This is a genomic window from Amycolatopsis alkalitolerans (assembly GCF_006152065.1).
Taxonomy (GTDB): domain Bacteria; phylum Actinomycetota; class Actinomycetes; order Mycobacteriales; family Pseudonocardiaceae; genus Amycolatopsis_E; species Amycolatopsis_E alkalitolerans.
On the sequence record NZ_VDFW01000002.1, the window covers coordinates 160,961 to 178,556 of the forward strand.

Here is a 17,596-nt window from a genome sequence, read left to right on the forward strand (position 1 = left end):
GGGCCCTGCTAGCTTCGATGGCATGTCCGTCGAATCCCGGCAGCAGCCGCGTCCCCGTGCCGGCCGCACCACGGCCGGGCGCCGCCGGCTCCGGCACGCGCTCACCGTCGCGGCGATCGACCTGTTCCTCGCTCGCGGCTACGACACCACGACGGTAGACGAGATCGCCGCGGCCGCGGGCGTTGGCCGGCGCACCTTCTTCAGGTACTTCCGGTCGAAGGAGGACGCGATCTTCCCCGACCACGAGGAGGTGCTCGCCGAGGTCGAGCGCTCGCTCGCCACCGCGGTGCCCGCGCAGGACCCGGTCGCGGTCGCGTGCACGGCCGTGCGCCTCGTCCTCGAGCACTACCTCGCCGATCCCGACGTGTCGGTGAAACGCTTCGACCTCACCAGGACCGTCCCGTCCCTGCGTGATCGCGAAGTCGCCATGGTCGACCGCTACCAGCGCGTGTTCGCCCGCTACCTGCGGGGGCGGTTCGAGGAGGTGGGCGACCCGATGCCCGATCTGCGCGCGTCCGTCGCGGCGGCCGCGGTCGCGGCGGCGCACAACCACGTGCTGCGGAGGTGGCTGCGCAGTGGTGGCAAGGAGGACGTCCAGGCCAACGCGACGGCGGCGTTCCGGCTCGTGACCGGCGCGTTCTCGGCGCCGGTCGACCCGCGCGGCGAGGGGCGGACCGTGGTCGCGGTGATGGAGGCGTCGGCGCCGATGGCCGAGGTCATGCGCCAGATCTCGGCGGCCCTCCGCGAGAACTGAATGGCACTGCGTGCCGTTAGCTCCAATACTGGACCGGCGGCTGCTTGCGGGCGTACGGTGCTATGAGAGTTTTCGAGGCCGTACCAGCCGATCGGTGGAATCTGGGGATTCGGGGTCACGGCACTCATCCAGCAGGGCACGTGGCGCCCGGGACCGCCGTTCGACGATGCCTGCGGGCGTCGAGGAGGAAACCGGGTGTTCGCACAGATTTCCCGGCTCGCGGCCGAGGTTCCGCCGACAGCGGACTTCGCGGGGGTCGACCGGTTGTACGCGCAGACCGGCGAGCTCGCGCGTGCGCATCCCGGAACCGCCGTGGTGCGCCGGATCGGCACGTCGCGGCTCGGTGAGCCGCTGTGGTGCCTGACTGTCCAAGGTGGACCGGAGCAGGTCGTGGTCGTCGCCGCGGTGCACCCGAACGAGCCGGTCGGCGGGCTCAGTTCGGTGCGGCTGGCCCGTGTCCTGCTCGCCGACGCGGGCCTTCGCGAGGAGCTGGGCTGCACCTGGCATATCGTGCCGTGCATCGACCCCGACGGCACCCGGCTCAACGAGCCGTGGTTCACCGGGCCGATGACGCTCGAGTCCTACGGCCGCTCGTTCTACCGGCCCGCCCCGGATGAGCAGGTCGAATGGAGCTTCCCCCTTTCGTACCAGGGGATCTTCTTCGATCGCGTGCTGCCGGAGACGGTCGCGCTGATGCGGCTGATCGACGAGACGAAGCCGATGCTGCTCTGCTCGCTCCACAATGGAGAGTACGGCGGGGTCTTCTACTACCTCAGCCGGACCACGCGCGCGCTCGACGCGCAGCTCGCCGCGCTCCCCGTGGGCCTCGGCCTGCCCTTGCACACCGGCGAAGCCGAGGCACCGTTCATCGAGCAGATCGCGCCCGCGGTCTTCCGGAACTTCACCGCGGAGCAGGAGCTCGATTTCATGCTGGAGCTGGGCCTCGACCCGGCGCGGCGGACGGCGGGCGCGTCCAGCGGGGCGTACGCCGCTCGGTACGGGACCGCTTACCTGGCAACGGAAGTACCCTACTGGGCCGACGCGAGAGCGGACGATCACGCGCCCATCGAGATGTCGTACGCGACCGTGCTCGCCAAACGGGGCGAGTGCGCGCACGGGACGGTGGACAGGCTGTCCGGGATACTCGGCTCCGTGCGGGCGGAACTCACCGTGCGCACGCCGTTTCTTCGTGCGACGGAAGCGTTCCTGCCGTACCTGGCGGACGCGGCGGAAGCAGATCTGGCCAGGGCCGAGCGGCCCGGAACCGAGCGGCCCGCGGTCGTCGCCGAGCGGTTCCACTCCATATCCGGCGTCCAGTCCGCCCGCATCCGCCTCGGCGGCATGCTGCTGCGGGCGCTGGCCGCGGAGATCGCCGTCGGGCACGGGACCCCGGCCGTCCGTGCCGGGCACGGACGGCTCACCGAGACCTACGCCGGCTGGCTCGCCGAAGCCGAGATGCCCCAGCCGATCCCGCTCGCCAAGCTCGCCGGGGTCCAGCTTGGCGCGATCCTGTCCACGGCCGTGGCGATCCGCTACGCCGCGCGGTGACCGGGCCGCCACGGCACCTGCGCCGAGGTGCGGCGCTGGTACTCGGCGTACTCCGGGTACCGGCTCAGGCTGATGCTCTCGGTGAACCGGGTCGAACCGACGAACAGCAGGGTGAGCAGCACCGCGCCGGCCACGGTCCACTGCCACGGTGAGCCCGCGGCCGCCGTGCCGAAGCCGAACACCACCCACCACTGGGTCTGCTCGCAGAAGAAGTTCGGGTGCCGGGAGTAGCGGAACAGCCCGGTCTGCACGAACCGCGCGGCGGGTTCGCGGCCCGCGTCCAGTTCGGCGCGCTTGTGCTGCTGGAACCGCCACTGCTGCTCGTCGGCCACCGTCTCGCCGGTGAGGAAGGCCAAGAACAGCACGGCCAGCACGGCGTCCCAGGCGCCGAACGGCGTGCGATGCTCCAGCGCCGTGTACGCGGGCAGCGTGATCAGCAGCAGGATCACGTTCTGGTACAGCGAGATGAAGAAGAAGTTGAACAGCTGGAACTGCCACGGCTTCAGGCGCGCCCGCAGCACGGCCCAGCGGTAGTCCTCACCGCCGCGCGCGTAGCCACGCTTGCGGGCGAAGTTGAAGGTCAGCCGCGCACCCCACAACGCGACGAGCGCGAGCAGCACGTCCAGCCGGGCGTCGGCGAACCCGGCGCCGGCGGCGAACACGGCGACGTACCCGATCGGGATCAGTGACCAGATCCGGTCGACCCACGAATACTCCCTCGTCACGAGCGAGAGCAACCAGGTGCCGAGCACCGCCCCGGCGAAGATGTACAGGCAGATCAGGAGCACGCTGGGAGGCTACTCCGGTACGCGCTTCGTGAAGGCCAGGACGAGCCGGGTGAACCGGCGCGGGTCTTCGAAATGGAAGTTGTGCCCGCTGCCGACCTTGTGGAACTCGACGTCGCGCAGGAGCGAGCGGGCCCGCTCGGCGTCCTCCCCGCTCATCGCGGCCAGCAGGATGCCGTCGGCGTCGTAGCTCCAGTTGGTGTGGATCAGCAGGGCCGGGACGGTGATCCGCGACAGCACCGCGGCGTGGTCGAAGTCCCGGTGGAAGCTGTTGTCGTAGAAGGCGTCGCCGAACCGGGGATCGTAACAGTCCATGGCGCGGAACAACTCGTTGAAGGCGGGCGGCAGGTAGCACAGCTCGACCGGTTTGCCGGGATGTTTCCGCCGGTAGGACAGAGCGCTCTTTCTGATCTTCTCCCCGAAGGAGTCCAGCATCTTGCCATGCTGGAGGTAGTAGGCCGTGAAGTCCCGCTCGCCGCTGTGGAGGTACTCGTGGGCCGGGGTGGCGAGGTCGACGTCGTTGAAGGTCTTCTCCGCGCGTGGCAGCACCGAGGAGAAAAACGGCGGATCTTCCAGGACGACTCTCGACACGAGGGCGGGTGCGTCGGCGGCCAGACTCGCCGCGATCAGCCCGCCAGAGGAGTGGCCGGCGACGATCGCTGGCCCGCCCACCACCTGGGTCAGGAACTCCCGCAGGTCGGCGGCCAGTGCCGTGGCGCGGTACTTCTCCGGCACGCGGGCGGATCGGCCGTGGCCGTAGCAGTCGACCGCGAACACGTGGTGCCGGCGGGACAGCTCCGGCAGCACGCGGTTCCAGCCGCGCCAGTCCATCACCTGACCGTGGATGAGCAGCAGCGCCGCTCCGGTGTCCGGGCCCTCGGCGTAGTTGAGCTCGGAACCGGCGATCGTGGCCTGCTTCTGGATGAACCCGGCCTCGGCCACCGCCTCCTTCTCACGGTCGGAGTAGGTCAGGTTGTTCCACACGTACCAGCCGGCCGCGACCGCCGGGACGGCGCCGCCCACGGACAGCAGCGCGACGCGGGTCCATGGTGCGCACTGTTCGTCCCCATGTCGGTTCCCCCACGGTCGGCGGTCGCCGCGCGGGTGCGGCAGGGAGAACGATGCCACCGGCCAGGACCTTCGTCCCCGGCACGAGAATCCTAAGATCGGCTCCCATGGACAATCTGCCGCTGCTCCGGCGCGGGGTCGACGTGTTCTTCGCGATCGCGTTCGCGGCGTTCACGGTGACCTCGCTCATCAGCGATCTGCTGCCCACGGTCGGCGTCGACTTCTCGCATCCGTCGTCGAACTTCTTCGTGAACTCGAACTACTGGTACGCGCACGACACCGACCCGCTGTTCATGGATCCGCCGACGTGGATGCGGATCGTGACCGGGTTGTCCGCGTTCGGGTACATGCCGTTCTACGTGGTCTTCGTATACGCGCTGATCACCGGCCGCAACTGGATCCAGCTCCCGGCGGTGATCTACGCGACGATGATCGTCACGCTCACCGGGATCGTGGTGTTCGGCGTCGAGTTCTTCGGCGAACCGCAGTGGCGCACCCCGAACCCGGCGAAGTTCCTGGCGTTCAACTCCCCGTATGTGCTCGTGCCGCTGGTGCTGCTCGTCCGCATGCGCAAACCGGCGCCGTTCACCCGGCGGTTCTGATCCGGCGCAGGCGGAAAGCGGTTTTGAGCGCCACGAGCAGGAGGGTGCCGAGGATCAGCGGCTGGCCGAGCACGAGCTGCACGGTCAGCGGCATCGCCTTGAGCGTGGCCGCGGGGATGAACAAGCCGCCGATCGCCGTGATGAACGGGATCCCGGCGAGCATGATGTTCTCCTGATGCCACTCGGCGTGCGAGAGCACCTCGACGGCGCTGGCGAACAGGACACCGAACAGCACCGTGCCGGCGGCCGCGAGCACCGGCAGCGGGACGGCCTGCAACAGCCGGTCGAACGGTCCGAGACCGCCGAGCACCAGCAGGATCACCCCGGTCGCGAGCGTGACGTAGCGAGAGCCGACGCGGGTCGTGCGCAGCAGGCCGATGTTGTCCGGGTAGGCCAAAGTGGACAGACCACCGAACGCGGCGCCGATGGTGCTGCCCACCACTTCGCCGAACACGCCCTGCGAGACTCGGTACGGGGTGAGCTCCTGCCCGCCCCAGCCGGCCACGATGTCGTAGGTGGCGATGCTTTCCGCGACCGCGGGCAGCAGGGTGATGAAGAAGATCACCACCAGTTCACCGCGTACCCCGAAACCGAACGGGAACGGTCTCGGCACGGTGATCGTCGCGTGCCGGCCGATTTCGCCGAACGTGGTGGGCTCGAACACGGCGAACACGAGGGTGCCGGCGACGATCGCGACCAGCACGGCGCCGCGGCGGAGCGTCCTGCTCCACCGTTTGCGCCGGGGCAGCAGCGTCAGCACGAGCACCAGCACGCCCGCGATCGCGCCCGCGCCGAGGTTCATCCCGGGGAAGCCGGGGCGGCCCGGCGTGCCGAGCCAGTTGGGCAGCGCGGTGCTGGTGAGCTGGGTGGCCAGGATCAGCACGATGACGCCGGGGATGACCGGGTCACGCACGAACTTCCCGAGGCGCCCGATGAGGCTGAACCGCCTGATCGGCAGCGCGAGCACGCACCAGACCGCGCCGGCGACGACCATCGAGCCGAACGCGGTGCCGAGCCCGGCCTCGTGCCCGACCGCGAGCAGCGCGGCGAGGGCACCCGCGTACGGGCCCTGCACGATGGGCAGGCGCAGCAGGAACACCGACTGCAGGATCACCACGAGGCCCGAGGTCATGAACGTGATCCCGTACAGGTAGGCGGTGTCCTGCGCGGGCAGGTGGAACGCGGAACCGATCAGCGCCGGGAAGATGAGCAGCCCGGCCATCCCGAGGATGTTCTGCACCCCGAGCCCCACCGCCGTCGGGATCGGGACCCGTTCGTCGATGCCGACGTCGAAGACGCCGGTGACCTCGGACTTGGTGGCGGAGGTGGTGGCAGTCATCGTCGGCTCCAGTGGGTTCAGCGGGCGTCGGCCACCGCGTCGGAGACTCTCGGCGGGGTCACGGGTGCGCGGTCGATCCGGGCGCGCAACGGCCGCAGCGCGTCCTCGACCGCGTTGGCGATCGCGGCCGGGGCGGGGATCGTGCCGCCTTCCCCGGCTCCCTTGGCGCCCAACGGGTTCAGCGGGCTCGGGGTGTGCAGGTGGAACAGTTCGACTGGCGGTACCTCTGTCGACGAGACGAGCGCGTAGTCCAGATAGGACGCTGCCTGCGGCTGGCCCTCGTCGTCGTAGAACGGCTCTTCGTACATGGCGTTGCCGATGCCGTGCGCGAAACCGCCGAGCACCTGCCCGTCGACGAGGCGCGGGTTGATGACGTTGCCGCAGTCGTGCCCGATCACGTAGTCCAGCACGTCCATCGCGCCGGTTTCCGGGTCCACCTCGACGACGGCGGCGTGCGCACCGCTGGCGTACGCGGCGCGTTCGGGCGCGAAGTAGCTGACCGTCTCGATGCCCGGTTTGATGCCCGCGGGCAGCGTGATGCCGTGCTTGCCGATGTTCGCCACCCGCGCGATGTCCAAAAGCGACATCGACTTCTCGGGGTCGCCGTCCAGCGTCGCGCGGTCGCCGTCGAAGACGACGTCCGCCGGGTCGCAGCCGAGTAGCTGTGCTGCCGTGTCGGCGAGCCGTTCGCGCATCTGCAGCGCCGCGTCGAACACCGCGGGCCCGGCCGTCGCGGTGATGCGGGAGGCGAAAGTGCCCTGCCCGAACGGGATCCGGCTGGTGTCGCCGGTGACGACCTCGACGTAGGCCATGTCGATGCCGAGCGCTTCCGCGGCGATCTGGGCGTACACCGTCTCGTATCCCTGGCCCTGCGGGGCCGCGGCGAGTGTCACAAGCAGCTTGCCCTCGTTGGTGAGCCGCACTTTCGCGCCCTCGTACGGTCCGAGACCGCAGCCCTCGACATACACGGCGATGCCGATGCCGACGTAGCGGCCTTCGGCGCGCGCACGCTCCTGCATCGCACGCGCCTGCTCGTAACCGAGGCGGTCGAGGGTTCCTTCCAGCAACGCGGGGAAATCGCCGCTGTCGTAGGTGAGCGGGCTGCCGTCGCGGAACATGATCCCGACGCGGTACGGGAACTCGTCGGCCTGAACCAGATTGCGGCGGCGTACCTCGGCCGGGTCGAGGCCGAGGTATTCGGCGACGCGGTCCATCATCCGTTCCATCGCGAACACCGCCTGCGGCCGGCCGGCGCCGCGCACCGACGAGGTCGGCACCATGTTCGTGTAGCACGCGTACAGTTCGGTGTGGATGTTCGGGATCCGGTACGGTCCCGGCACGGTGCTGGTGGTGATCGACGGCACCTGCAGGCCCGCGCAGTACGCGCCCTGGTCGTGTTCGATGCGGTCGCGTACGGCCAGCAGCTTCCCGTCTCCGTCGAAGCCGACGTCGATCCGGTGGGTCTGCGAGCGCTCCATCATCGTGGCGACGAAGTTCTCCTGCCGGTCCTCGACCCATTTCACGGTGCGGCCGAGTTTGATCGCGATCCAGGGCACCACGACTTCTTCGCCGTAGAACTGTGCTTTGGGCCCGAACCCGCCGCCGACGTCTGCCGGCGCGATCACTCGGATGTCGTCCTCGGCCATCTCGTAGATCAGCGAAAGCTGTTGCCGCGCATAGTGCGGTGACTGGGTCGTGTCCCAGATCGTGACCTGCCCGGTCGCCGGTTCGAACCGGGCGGCGACCGCGCGTGGCTCCATCGAATGCCCGCCGCCGCGTGTCACGAAGAACTCGCCGGAAAGCGTATGGGGCGCCGACTTCAGCGCTTCGTCGGTGTTGCCCGAACGCTGGACGAGGGTGACGGCGAGGTTGTCCTCGGCCCCGGAATGCGCGAGCGCGTCCTTGGCCAGCGCCGCCGCGGTGGACGCGACCGCGGGCAGGATCTCGTAGTCGACCTCGATCAGTTCCAGCGCGTCCTCGGCGAGGTAGCGGGACTCGGCGACGACGACCGCGACCGGTTCGCCGACGTAGTGCACCTCCTCGGGAGGCATCGGCAGCCGGGGGAGGTCCTTCAGCTTGGGATGCATCACCTTGGGCGCCAAGGGTTTCTGGATCTCGGGGAGATCGGCGCCGCTGAACACGGCCACCACGCCGGGCGCCTGGCGGGCGGCCGAGGCGTCCACGCCGAGGATCCGGGCGTGGGCGTGCGGTGAACGCAGGAACGCCGCGTGCAGGGCACCGGTCAGTTCGAGGTCGTCGAGATAACGGCCCTTGCCGGTGAGCAGCCGATCGTCCTCGCGCCGCGTGACGCCTTCGCCGATCATTTGGCCGCCCCCGCATCAAGCACCGCCTGCACGAGACCCGCGTAACCCGTGCAGCGGCAGATGTTGCCGCTCAACACATCCCGGGCCTGTGCGGCGTCGGTGATCGGGCCCTCGCGCAGCGCGGCGGTGACGCTCATCAGGAAACCGGGCGTGCAGAATCCACATTGGAGCGCGTAGTTCTTCTTGAACGCCTCCTGCAGCGGGTTGAGCGCACCCTCGCTCGCGAGGCTTTCCACGGTTTCGACCTCGGCCCCGTCGGCCTGTGCGGCCAGCATCAGGCACGCCCGCACGGCCGCGCCGTCGACGATCACCGTGCACGCCCCGCACACGCCGTGCTCGCAGCCGAGATGCGTGCCGGTCAGCCGCAGGCGCTCACGCAGGAAGTCGGCCAGCGTCAAGCGGTCGTCGACCTCTTCGGTGTAAGCGGTTCCGTTGACGGTCAGGGAAATCTCAGGCATGCGCGGCCTCCTGCTGGGCTCGGGCGTCGGCGAGGGCGCGGTGCACCAGCACCCCGGTCAGCCGCTTGCGGTAGGCGGAGCCGGCGTGGATGTCGCCGGTGGGTTCGACCGATTCGCGGGCGGCGGTGCGGGCTTCGGCGAGGACGGCGGTGTCGAGGCTTGAACCCGTGACGAGCGCCTCGACGTCGGTAAGCCGCCGCGGCGTCGGCGCGACCCCGGCGGCGGCGATGCGGCATCCGGCCACCCGGTCGCCCTCGAACCGGACGGCGGCGGCGATCGCCGCGAGGGCGAAATCGCCGCGGCGGGTGGCGAACTCGTGGAACACCGTGACGGTGCCCGGCGCCGGGCGGCGGATCCTCACGTCGAGGAGCAGTTCGTCCGGTTCCAGCGCGGTGGTGAGGTGGAACTGGAAGAAGTCCGCGACCTCGACCGTGCGTATCCCGCGTGCCGAGGCGATGGTGAACGTGGTGTCCAAAACGGACATCACGGTGGGCAGTTCGGCCGCCGGATCCGCATGGGCCAGGCTCCCGCACAGCGTGCCGCGGTTGCGGACCTGCGGGTGGGCGACCTGCCGCAGCGCCTGCCCGAGCAGCGGCAGTGCTTCGGCCAGCGCCGCCGAGCGTTCGGCCTGCCGCTGCCGGACGAGCGCGGGCAGCCGGATCGTGTCCCCTTCGCCGATGGTGCCGAACTCCTCGCCGATCCGGTTGATGTCGACGAGGTGCCCGATCTGGGCGAGCCGGAAGTTCAGCAGTGGCATGAGGCTTTGCCCGCCGGCGAGGATCTTCGACTCGTCCCCGTGCTCGGCCAGCAGCGCGAGCGCCTCGTCGAGGCTCCGCGGGGCGTGGTAGGTGAACCGGCCGGGTTTCATACGTTCTCCAGGAAACGACGGATCATGGTGACCAGTCCGGGCCGTTCGACGAGCGACAGGTGCCTCAGGCCGGGCAGGATCTCCAGCGTGGCCCCGGGAATCGCGTTCGCCAGGTCCCCAGCCATCGACGGCGGGGTGGCGTAGTCGTGCTCACCGGCGAGGACGAGGGTGTTCGCGCTGATCGAAGGCAGCAGCGGCCGGGCGTCGAGAGCGCCCATCGCGACCGACGCGGCGGCGTGCACACGGGAGTCGGTGTGGAGGAAGATCTCGCAAACGCGATCCACCTCGTCCGGACCGGATTCGCGGAACCCGGGGGAGAACCACCGGTCGAGCTGGAAGGGCAACTGGTCGGGGCGTGCGGTTTCGGCGGCCTTCCCGGCCCGCTCGGCCCAGGCCGTGGCCGCGTTTTCGCCGTACCAGGCGGTGGTGTCGGCGAGCACGAGCGAACGCACGCGGTCCGGGTACTTTCCCGCGAAGGTCATCGCGACGCTCCCGCCCATGGACATGCCCAGCAGCGAGATCTCGTCCAGGCCCAGCACGTCGAGGGTGCCGGCGAGATCGGCCGCCATGTCCTCGATGGAGAACGGCTCGCCGTCCCACTCGCTTTCGCCGTGGCCGCGCAGGTCCACGGTGAGCACGTCGAACCGGTCGAGCCGCGCGGCCAGCGGCCGCCACAGTTCCCCGGCGAGCGCGAGCGGGTGCAGCAGCACGAACGGCGCGCCGGAGCCGCCGCGCAGCAGGGAAAGGGTTCCGGCGTGGGTGCGGTTCACGAGTTCCTCCAGAACATCGCCGCTGCGTTGTCGTGCAGGATCGGGGCCGGGTCGAGCCCGGTGGTCTCGACCGTGAGGACGGGCTCCGGGTCGCCGAGGGCGAACGGGTAGTCGCTGCCGAGCAGCACGCGCTCGGAACCGGCGAGCCCGGCGAGGAAGGAGATGGCGGGCGCCGACATCGCCACGGTGTCGTAGTAGAAGTCCGGCAGGTAGGCGGACGGGCGGCCGCGTTCGAGTTCGACCGCGAAGCTTTCCCTGGTGCGGTACCCGCCGTCGAGCCGCGAGGCCTGGTACGGCAGGAATCCGCCGCCGTGCACGAGCAGCAGCCGCAGGCGAGGGTGGCGATCGAGGAGGCCGTGCAGGATCAGTTCGGTGACGGCGAGGGTGTTGTCGACGAGGCGGCCGTGCACGTTGCCCATCGAGCCCAGCGTCGGCAGCGCGTTCGACGGCCCGCAGGTCGGCGGGTGCAGCACGACCGGGATCCGCTCGCGTTCCGCGACAGTCCACAGTGGATCGAACGACGGATCGTGCAGCGGGGTGCCGCCGGGGTTGGTGTTCAGGATCAGCCCGGCGAGTTCGGGCTGCGCCCAGGCCTTCTCCAGATCGGCCGCGGCCTGCTCGCCGTCCGCGGTGTCCACGCTGGCCAGCGCGACCGTGTCCAGTTCCGCCGCGGCCGAGCACATGGCGTCATTGAGCCTGCGCACCCAGTCGCGGGTCCCGTCCGTCTGGATGTCCATCCACGGGGACAGCACCTGCCGCGCGATCCCGTGCTCGGCGAGCCACGCGCGGCGCGGCCCCGGTTCGGTCATGCGCGGCCGGATCGGGCGGGTGTCGCCGGTGCCGGGCATCGTGACCACCCAGCCCTGCTCGGTCCGGCGCGCCCCGGGCAGTTCGCGCAGCAACGGCAGGGGCACGATATGGGCGTGCGCGTCGATCACTTCACCGTGGATCACGCCTCGACGCTAGGCAGCGGCTGGCGAGGCGACCAGCGCGCTTTACTGGCGGGCGCGGTTAGCAGGGCTAACAGCGCCCGCCTTGCTCTATTCTCGGCGGATGCTCGAGATACGGCGGCTGCAGATCTTCGCCGCGGTGGCGGAGCGGGGCTCGTTCACCGCCGCGGCCGAGGCGCTGTACATGACGCATTCGGCGGTGTCGCAGCAGATGGCCTTGCTGGAACGGCAGCTCGGGGTGCCGCTGGTGATCCGCGGCCCACGCGGGGTCGAGCTGACCGAGTCCGGAAAGCTGCTCGCCGAGCGCAGCACGGGGCTGCTGGGCACGATCGCGAGCATCGAGCAGGAGCTCATCGACCTCAAGGCCCGGCACGCGAGCGTCCGCCTCGGCGCGTTCCCCACGGCCGCCGCGGATCTGATCCCGCGCGTGCTGCGCGAGTACCAGAGCCGTTACCCCGAGACGAAGGTGACGCTGCACTCGGCGCATGCCGCCGACATACCGTCCGTGCTGCGCGAAGGCGCGATCCATCTCGGGCTGGTGTGGGACTACGACTTCCTGCCGCGCACGGTGCCGCCGGACATCGAATGGCTCCGGCTGGCCGACGACCCGCTGTTCGTGCTCCTGCCGGCGGACCATCCGCTCGCCCGGGAGTCCGAAGTGGACCTGCTGGAGTTCGCGGGGGAGAACTGGGTGATCCGCGGGCACAACCCGCCCTACGACGAGGCCTTCACGACGATGTGCCGGCTGGCCGGGTTCGAACCGCAGATCGGGTTCGTCACCGAGGACTACCTGTCGGCCCAGGGACTCGTCGCGGCCGGGATCGGGGTGAGCGCCGCGCCGCGGCTGGCGCTGGTCGCGCAGCGAGCGGACGTGGTCGCGGTGCCGATCGCGGGCAACGCGCCGTGCCGCCGGATCGCGGCCGTCCGGCTCCGCGCCGCCACCCGGCACGAAGGGGCCGAGCAGATGCTCGAAGTGCTGCGGAAGGTCGCGACGGGGTGACCGGAACCGTGCCGCGCGGCTGACCGTTGGGACAGGCATGGCGACGGTGTTCGAGTGGAGCCTCCCTGGCGGGGTCCTCCTACTGGTGGCTACCGCGGTCTACGAGACGCTGCGCCACCGGCACCGCAGGAAGCGGAAGACCCCGCTGGCCACGACGTACGTCAACGAGTTCACCGCGATGTTCTACGGCACCAAGCGGATGGAACTCGACCACCGCGAGTCGATGTCGATGATGCGCGACGAGGACGCCCAGGGCGCGCCGCCGGACCACGGCGTCGATCTGAACCGCGGCGTCGCCCGGCTGAACCGGCCGGACGGGCCGTAGCGCGCGGCCGGCGCTGTTAGCCCTCCTAACCGGCGCCGACAGTAATGCCCGCTTCCCGGCCCGCCGGGCAGTGCCTAGCGTCGAGGCGCGAGTCACGACGGGAGGCACCGATGCCTGCACCTGACATCTGCCTGGAGGCGCGCCGGCTGCGGCTGGGTCACCAGGCCCGCCGCGGAGGATTCACCCTGGCGTGCGAAAACCTCGACCTCACCGTGGCCGAACACGAGTTCGTCGTCATCGTCGGACCCAGTGGCTGCGGCAAGACCACGTTCCTCGAAGCCGTCGCCGGGCTGGTGCCCGTCGCGGGCGGGGCGCTGGAGCTGCACGGGCGCCCCATCGACGGTCCGGGACCCGAGCGGTCCCTGGTCTTCCAGCACGCGTCGCTGTTCCCCTGGCGCACGGTGCTGGCGAACGTCCAATTCGGTCCGCAGGTCCAGGGCCGGCTCGACGACGCCGCCCGGGCACGCGCGGAGCGGTTGCTCGAGACGGCCGGGCTCGCCCACGCCGCCGGCAAGTACCCGCACGAGCTGTCCGGCGGCATGCGCCAGCGCGTCAACCTGGCCCGCGCGCTCGCCACCGACCCGGCCCTGCTCCTGCTCGACGAGCCGTTCGGCGCGCTGGACGCCCAGACCCGCGAGAACCTGCAGGACGAGCTGCTGCGGATCTGGCAGGCCGACGGCGTGGGCAACGGCAAGACCGCGCTGTTCGTGACACACGACGTCAACGAAGCGGTCCTGCTCGCGGATCGCGTGCTCGTGTTCTCCCCGTCCCCGGCCCATATCGCACTCGAGGTGAGCATCGACGCCCCGCGCCCGCGTGACGCCGCCTGGCGCCGCAGCGCCGAGTTCCTGGCCTACGGCGACAAGATCCTCGACGCCCTCCACCCCACCCGAAACCAAGCGAGGAACGATGACGACGACGTCAGCCCCGCCCCTCACGACGGCTCCGCGAACTCGCTCGGCGCTGCCGGGTTGGGCGCGCCGGCGCAGTAGCCTCCTGCTCGGCATCGCCGGCGTGGTGATCGTGCTCGTCTGCTGGCAGATCGCCGCGAACATCGGCCTCGTCGATGCCAGCTTCTCCAGCGACCCGCTGCGCATCGCCACCGCCGAGGCGAAACTGTTCGGCAGCGGCGAGATCTTCCCGGCGCTCGGCGCCACGGCCTACGAACTGCTGTGGGGCCTGGTGATCACGTTCGCCGCCGGTATCCCGATCGGTCTCGTGCTCGGCCGCAGCCGGATCCTGCACGACATGACCGAGCCGATCATCAACGTGCTCTACTCGGTGCCGTACGTGATGTTCCTGCCGGTCATCATCTTCTGGTTCGGGATCAACAACACCTCGCGCGTGCTGATCATCATCTGGGCCGGCATCCTGCCGCTGGTCATCAACATCACCGCGGGCGTGCGGAACCTCGACCGTGACTACCTGCGTGTGGCGACGGTGTTCTGCACGCCGAGGCTCAAGTTCTTCTACACCGTCGCGCTCCCCGCGACCCTGCCCTACATCCTCGCCGGCATCCGCCTCGCCGTCGGGCGCGCGCTCGTCGGCGCCATCGTCGCCGAACTCTTCCTCGCCAGCCAGGGGCTCGGCTATTTCGTGCAGACCAAGACCTCGAACTTCGACATGGACTCGGCGATGGCCGGGATCGTCCTTCTCGCCGCGTTCGCGCTGCTGCTCAACTGGGTCGTGCGGCTGATCGAGCGGCGCTTCACCCACTGGGCAGGTGCGCGATGAACTGGAAGAAAGCAGCGGCCATGGTGCTGGCGGCGGGAGTTTCCCTGTCGCTCGCGGCTTGTTCGGGCGCCGGCGGCAAGGTGTCCGCCGACTCGAACGGGCTGCTCCCGGTCAAGATCGGCTACACCGCGCCCGGCGCGGGGTACTCGGACCTGTATGTCGCGGCCGACGACGGCATCTTCGCCAAGCACGGGCTCAAAGTCGAGCTGGTGCAGCTTCACGACAGCTCGCAGCTCGTCGCGGGCCTGTCCAGCAACAGCGTGCAGATCGGGGTCGGGGTCGCGGGGGACAGCGCGTCCGCGATCCTGAAGGGCGCGGACCTGAAGTACGTCGCGATGTCCGAGCCGCACTACAACCTGGAAATGTGGGCGAGCCCGGAGAACAAGTCGGTCAAGGATCTCAAGGGCAAGAAGGTCGCGATCACCTCGCCCGGTTCGGAGAGCGACTACGGGCTCACCGACCTGCTGCGGGCCAACGGGCTCCAGCGAAGCGACGTCACCGCGGTGTTCGTCAAGAGCGTGCCCGCTGAGGTCTCGGCGCTGGAAAGCGGTGCGGTGTCGGCGATCCTCACCCAGCCGCCGAACGGGACGCAGAGCCGGGAGAAGGGCGCCGTCCGGCTCGCCGAACTGTCCAATCTCGACTTCCCGCTGGGCGCCTACACGGTGCAGTCGCGTTACCTGCAGAACAACCGCGAGGTGCTCAAACGCTTCTACGCCGCGGAGGCGGATTCCCTGCAGTATCTCCGCTCGCACGAGCGGGAAACCGAGACCGCGATCAAGAAGCACACCGGGGTGGACTCCGACAGCCTGGCCAAGTACGCCTACGACTTCTTCGTCCGGGTGTGGGCGCAGACCCCGGTCGTGGACGCGAACCTGATCAAGCAGGCGTTCACCGAAGCCGCGCAGAAGGCGGGCAGCACACCACCCGCGGACGTCTCGAAGTACATCGACAACACCCTGGCGGCGACTCCGTGACGGATCTGCGGCAGTGGCTGCGGCAGGCGTCGGAAGCCGGTGAGCTGCAGCGGATCGACGGCGCCTCGTGGCATCTCGAGATCGGCGCGCTGTCCCAGGTCAACTACCGGCGCCCGGCCCCGAAGGCGCTGCTGTTCGACGCGATCAAGGACTACGGGCAGGGGCCGCGAGTGCTGTCGGGCAGCGTCAGCAACCCGCGGCTGCTCGGCTCGGTGCTCGGGCTCGGCTGGGACTGCACCGACGATTCGCTGATGGAAGCGCTGGCGGTGAAGCCGGGCGAATGGGCCACGCGAGCCGGCGAGTTCGCCGCGCGGGAGGTGCCCGACGGGCCGCTACTGTCCACTGTGGTCAGCAAGCCGGAGGTGAACCTGCTCGCGTTTCCCGTGCCGCGCTGGCACGAAGGCGACGGCGGGCGTTACATCGGCACCGGTTGCGCGGTCGTCACGCGAGACTACGACACCGGGCGGATCAACCTTGGCGCGTACCGCATGCAGGTCCAGGACGAGGGCGCGTCGGCGAGCGTGAACATCGAAGCGGGCAAGCACGGTGCCCAGCATCTGCGCCGGTGGTTCGAGGCCGAGGGCCGCGCGCCGATCGCGGCCTCGCTCGGGCACCATCCGGCCTTCCTGGTCGCGGCCGGGGTCGAGGTGCCCGCGGATGTGCCCGAGTACGACTACATCGGCGCCATGTTCGGCGAACCGGTCCGGACCGTCGCGGGGCGGGTAACCGGCCTGCCGCTGCCCCATGACGCCGAACTCGCCATCGAAGGCTGGGTACGGCCGGAGGACACGCGGCCTGAAGGCCCGTTCGGGGAGTGGACCGGCTACTACTCGGGTTCACGGGAGCCGATCCTGACGATCGACATCGAACGCGTGTACCACCGCGAGAATCCGATTCTGCTCGGCGCGCCGCCCGGAAAGCCGCCGCACGACTACTCGTATATGCGCACGGTGATGAAGTCCGCGATCATCACCGACGGGCTGCGCAAGGCGGGCCTGCCCGGGCTGCGCGGGGTGTGGGCGCACGAGGCCGGCGGTGGGCGTTCCCTGCTGATCGTCTCGATCGACCAGCGCTATCCGGGGCACGCCCGCCAGGCGGCGTACCTGGCCGCGCAGTTCCCGAACTCCGCGTACATGAACAGGTTCACGGTGGTGGTCGACTCCGACGTCAACCCCCGCGACCTCGACGAGGTCGTCTGGGCGATGTGCGGGCGGTGCGATCCGGGGCAGGACATCGAGATCATGAAACGGACCTGGGGCAGCCGCGTCGACCCGCTGACCCAGCCGGGCGCGCTCGCGTTCAACAGCCGCGCGGTCATCGACGCCTGCCGCCCGTTCGAACTGCTCGGCGACTTCCCGGAGGTGGCCGAGTCCAGCGACGACCTCGTCGCCGCGGTGACCCGGCGCTGGCCCGAGATCCTCGGGTAACCGGCCGGACTGGACTTAGCTTAGTCTAGTTGATAGACTTGCGCGGTGACCGTCAACGTCAACATTCACGAGGCGAAGACCCACTTGTCGCGTCTGCTGGAGCAGGTAGCGGCAGGCGAGCACGTCGTGATTTCGAAGGCGGGCAAACCCGTCGCCGACCTTGTCCCGCACCAGGCGGCCCCGGTGCGGTTCGGCGGTCTCAAAGGTGAACTCGCCTACGACGACGATGCGTTCGCCGGCGTGGACCCGGACATTCAGGAGATGTTCTACGGGCGGGATGATGCTGCTTCTTGACAGTCAGGTCGCGCTCTGGGTCCTTGACGACAACCCCCGGCTCAGTACGCGCGCGAGGGCGCTGATCGCCGATGCCACCCAGGTCCACGTCTCGGCGGCAACCGTCTGGGAGCTCACCGTCAAAGCGATGCTGGGCAAGCTGACCGTGCCGGACAACCTGGCCGACCGGATCACGCGGCAGGGCCTGACCCTGCTGAACATCACCGCCGAACACGCCGAAGCGCTGCGCTCGTTCCGGGAACTGACTCGGCACGACCCGTTCAACCGGTTGATCGTGGCGCAAGCCGAACGGGCCGGCCTGCGCTTACTCACCGCCGACAAGGTCCTGATCGCGCTGGATCGCGGCTTCATCATCGATGCCACGGCATAGCCCTTT

Annotated in this window: 19 protein-coding genes; 11 read left to right on the forward strand and 8 right to left on the reverse strand. The window is 69.8% G+C overall.

Annotation, left to right across the window (positions count from 1 at the left end):
* The first annotated feature begins 22 nt into the window (after window positions 1-22).
* Together FG385_RS02790 and FG385_RS02795 are read left to right on the forward strand one after the other, a co-directional pair.
* Window positions 23-754 carry a TetR family transcriptional regulator gene (locus FG385_RS02790; RefSeq protein WP_139094995.1) on the forward strand — a complete coding sequence of 244 codons (732 nt, stop codon included), beginning with the start codon at window positions 23-25 and terminating at the stop codon, window positions 752-754.
* Between the two features lie 195 nt (window positions 755-949).
* Window positions 950-2,302 carry a M14 family zinc carboxypeptidase gene (locus FG385_RS02795; RefSeq protein ID WP_160148707.1) on the forward strand — a complete coding sequence of 451 codons (1,353 nt, stop codon included), beginning with the start codon at window positions 950-952 and terminating at the stop codon, window positions 2,300-2,302.
* Here the strand turns inward: FG385_RS02795 and FG385_RS02800 are convergent.
* Together FG385_RS02800 and FG385_RS02805 are read right to left on the reverse strand one after the other, a co-directional pair.
* The gene (locus FG385_RS02800) at window positions 2,287-3,090 is read right to left on the reverse strand and encodes a DUF1295 domain-containing protein (RefSeq protein ID WP_139094997.1); all 804 of its coding nucleotides are present in this window, start codon (window positions 3,088-3,090) and stop codon (window positions 2,287-2,289) included. The genes FG385_RS02795 and FG385_RS02800 overlap by 16 nt on opposite strands.
* Before the next feature lie 9 nt (window positions 3,091-3,099).
* A complete protein-coding gene (locus FG385_RS02805; protein ID WP_139094998.1) occupies window positions 3,100-4,215 on the reverse strand; it encodes an alpha/beta fold hydrolase in 1,116 nt (371 codons plus the stop codon).
* Window positions 4,216-4,262: 47 nt separating this feature from the next.
* Here FG385_RS02805 and FG385_RS02810 point away from each other — a divergent pair, with 47 nt between their 5' ends.
* Window positions 4,263-4,757, forward strand: coding sequence for an EXPERA domain-containing protein (locus FG385_RS02810; protein ID WP_139094999.1), 495 nt, complete (start codon window positions 4,263-4,265; stop codon window positions 4,755-4,757).
* Here the strand turns inward: FG385_RS02810 and FG385_RS02815 are convergent.
* Genes FG385_RS02815 through FG385_RS02840 form a run of 6 tightly spaced genes read right to left on the reverse strand, consistent with a single transcriptional unit; the run spans window position 4,741 to window position 11,469 of the window.
* Window positions 4,741-6,096, reverse strand: a complete 1,356-nt coding sequence (locus FG385_RS02815; RefSeq protein WP_139095000.1) for a uracil-xanthine permease family protein — start codon at window positions 6,094-6,096, stop codon at window positions 4,741-4,743. The genes FG385_RS02810 and FG385_RS02815 overlap by 17 nt on opposite strands.
* Window positions 6,097-6,113: 17 nt before the next feature.
* Entirely contained in the window at window positions 6,114-8,420 is a 2,307-nt protein-coding gene (locus FG385_RS02820) for a xanthine dehydrogenase family protein molybdopterin-binding subunit (RefSeq protein ID WP_139095001.1), read from the reverse strand.
* Window positions 8,417-8,878 (reverse strand): (2Fe-2S)-binding protein, encoded by a 462-nt coding sequence (locus FG385_RS02825; protein WP_139095002.1) that lies wholly within the window; start codon window positions 8,876-8,878, stop codon window positions 8,417-8,419. Before FG385_RS02825 ends, FG385_RS02820 begins: the two co-directional genes overlap by 4 nt.
* The gene (locus FG385_RS02830) at window positions 8,871-9,746 is read right to left on the reverse strand and encodes an FAD binding domain-containing protein (protein WP_139095003.1); all 876 of its coding nucleotides are present in this window, start codon (window positions 9,744-9,746) and stop codon (window positions 8,871-8,873) included. The genes FG385_RS02825 and FG385_RS02830 overlap by 8 nt, the downstream gene beginning before the upstream one ends.
* On the reverse strand, window positions 9,743-10,516 hold the full coding sequence (locus tag FG385_RS02835) for an alpha/beta fold hydrolase (protein ID WP_139095004.1): 774 nt from the start codon (window positions 10,514-10,516) through the stop codon (window positions 9,743-9,745). The genes FG385_RS02830 and FG385_RS02835 overlap by 4 nt, the downstream gene beginning before the upstream one ends.
* Window positions 10,513-11,469, reverse strand: coding sequence for an amidohydrolase family protein (locus FG385_RS02840; protein ID WP_139095005.1), 957 nt, complete (start codon window positions 11,467-11,469; stop codon window positions 10,513-10,515). The genes FG385_RS02835 and FG385_RS02840 overlap by 4 nt, the downstream gene beginning before the upstream one ends.
* A gap of 100 nt (window positions 11,470-11,569) precedes the next feature.
* On the opposite strand from FG385_RS02840, the gene FG385_RS02845 reads away from it, so the two are divergent.
* The 8 genes from FG385_RS02845 to FG385_RS02880 all read left to right on the forward strand — a co-directional run bounded on the left by FG385_RS02845 (window position 11,570) and on the right by FG385_RS02880 (window position 17,590).
* Window positions 11,570-12,466, forward strand: a complete 897-nt coding sequence (locus FG385_RS02845; RefSeq protein ID WP_139095006.1) for a LysR family transcriptional regulator — start codon at window positions 11,570-11,572, stop codon at window positions 12,464-12,466.
* Between the two features lie 37 nt (window positions 12,467-12,503).
* Complete coding sequence (locus FG385_RS02850) at window positions 12,504-12,791, forward strand: DUF6191 domain-containing protein (RefSeq protein WP_139095007.1); 288 nt, start codon at window positions 12,504-12,506, stop codon at window positions 12,789-12,791.
* A 110-nt stretch (window positions 12,792-12,901) separates the two neighbouring features.
* Window positions 12,902-13,783 (forward strand): ABC transporter ATP-binding protein, encoded by an 882-nt coding sequence (locus FG385_RS02855; protein ID WP_139095008.1) that lies wholly within the window; start codon window positions 12,902-12,904, stop codon window positions 13,781-13,783.
* Window positions 13,784-13,805: 22 nt separating this feature from the next.
* On the forward strand, window positions 13,806-14,525 hold the full coding sequence (locus FG385_RS02860) for an ABC transporter permease (protein WP_160148708.1): 720 nt from the start codon (window positions 13,806-13,808) through the stop codon (window positions 14,523-14,525).
* Window positions 14,522-15,499: an ABC transporter substrate-binding protein gene (locus FG385_RS02865; RefSeq protein ID WP_139095010.1), complete on the forward strand. Its 978-nt coding sequence runs from the start codon at window positions 14,522-14,524 to the stop codon at window positions 15,497-15,499. Before FG385_RS02860 ends, FG385_RS02865 begins: the two co-directional genes overlap by 4 nt.
* Window positions 15,496-16,926, forward strand: coding sequence for a UbiD family decarboxylase (locus FG385_RS02870; RefSeq protein WP_139095011.1), 1,431 nt, complete (start codon window positions 15,496-15,498; stop codon window positions 16,924-16,926). Before FG385_RS02865 ends, FG385_RS02870 begins: the two co-directional genes overlap by 4 nt.
* 45 nt (window positions 16,927-16,971) lie before the next feature.
* A complete protein-coding gene (locus FG385_RS02875; RefSeq protein WP_139095012.1) occupies window positions 16,972-17,220 on the forward strand; it encodes a type II toxin-antitoxin system Phd/YefM family antitoxin in 249 nt (82 codons plus the stop codon).
* Window positions 17,204-17,590 (forward strand): type II toxin-antitoxin system VapC family toxin, encoded by a 387-nt coding sequence (locus FG385_RS02880; protein WP_139095013.1) that lies wholly within the window; start codon window positions 17,204-17,206, stop codon window positions 17,588-17,590. The genes FG385_RS02875 and FG385_RS02880 overlap by 17 nt, the downstream gene beginning before the upstream one ends.
* Window positions 17,591-17,596: the final 6 nt, after the last annotated feature.

Excerpts from the sequence above, each read along its gene's own strand:
- FG385_RS02855 (WP_139095008.1), top strand. The coding sequence starts at position 12,902 with ATGCCTGCACCTGACATCTGCCTGGAGGCGCGCCGGCTGCGGCTGGGT.
- FG385_RS02815 (WP_139095000.1), bottom strand. The coding sequence starts at position 6,096 with ATGACTGCCACCACCTCCGCCACCAAGTCCGAGGTCACCGGCGTCTTC.
- FG385_RS02865 (WP_139095010.1), top strand. The coding sequence starts at position 14,522 with ATGAACTGGAAGAAAGCAGCGGCCATGGTGCTGGCGGCGGGAGTTTCC.
- FG385_RS02850 (WP_139095007.1), top strand. The coding sequence starts at position 12,504 with ATGGCGACGGTGTTCGAGTGGAGCCTCCCTGGCGGGGTCCTCCTACTG.
- FG385_RS02790 (WP_139094995.1), top strand. The coding sequence starts at position 23 with ATGTCCGTCGAATCCCGGCAGCAGCCGCGTCCCCGTGCCGGCCGCACC.
- FG385_RS02825 (WP_139095002.1), bottom strand. The coding sequence starts at position 8,878 with ATGCCTGAGATTTCCCTGACCGTCAACGGAACCGCTTACACCGAAGAG.
- FG385_RS02880 (WP_139095013.1), top strand. The coding sequence starts at position 17,204 with ATGATGCTGCTTCTTGACAGTCAGGTCGCGCTCTGGGTCCTTGACGAC.
- FG385_RS02820 (WP_139095001.1), bottom strand. The coding sequence starts at position 8,420 with ATGATCGGCGAAGGCGTCACGCGGCGCGAGGACGATCGGCTGCTCACC.
- FG385_RS02845 (WP_139095006.1), top strand. The coding sequence starts at position 11,570 with ATGCTCGAGATACGGCGGCTGCAGATCTTCGCCGCGGTGGCGGAGCGG.
- FG385_RS02830 (WP_139095003.1), bottom strand. The coding sequence starts at position 9,746 with ATGAAACCCGGCCGGTTCACCTACCACGCCCCGCGGAGCCTCGACGAG.
- FG385_RS02810 (WP_139094999.1), top strand. The coding sequence starts at position 4,263 with ATGGACAATCTGCCGCTGCTCCGGCGCGGGGTCGACGTGTTCTTCGCG.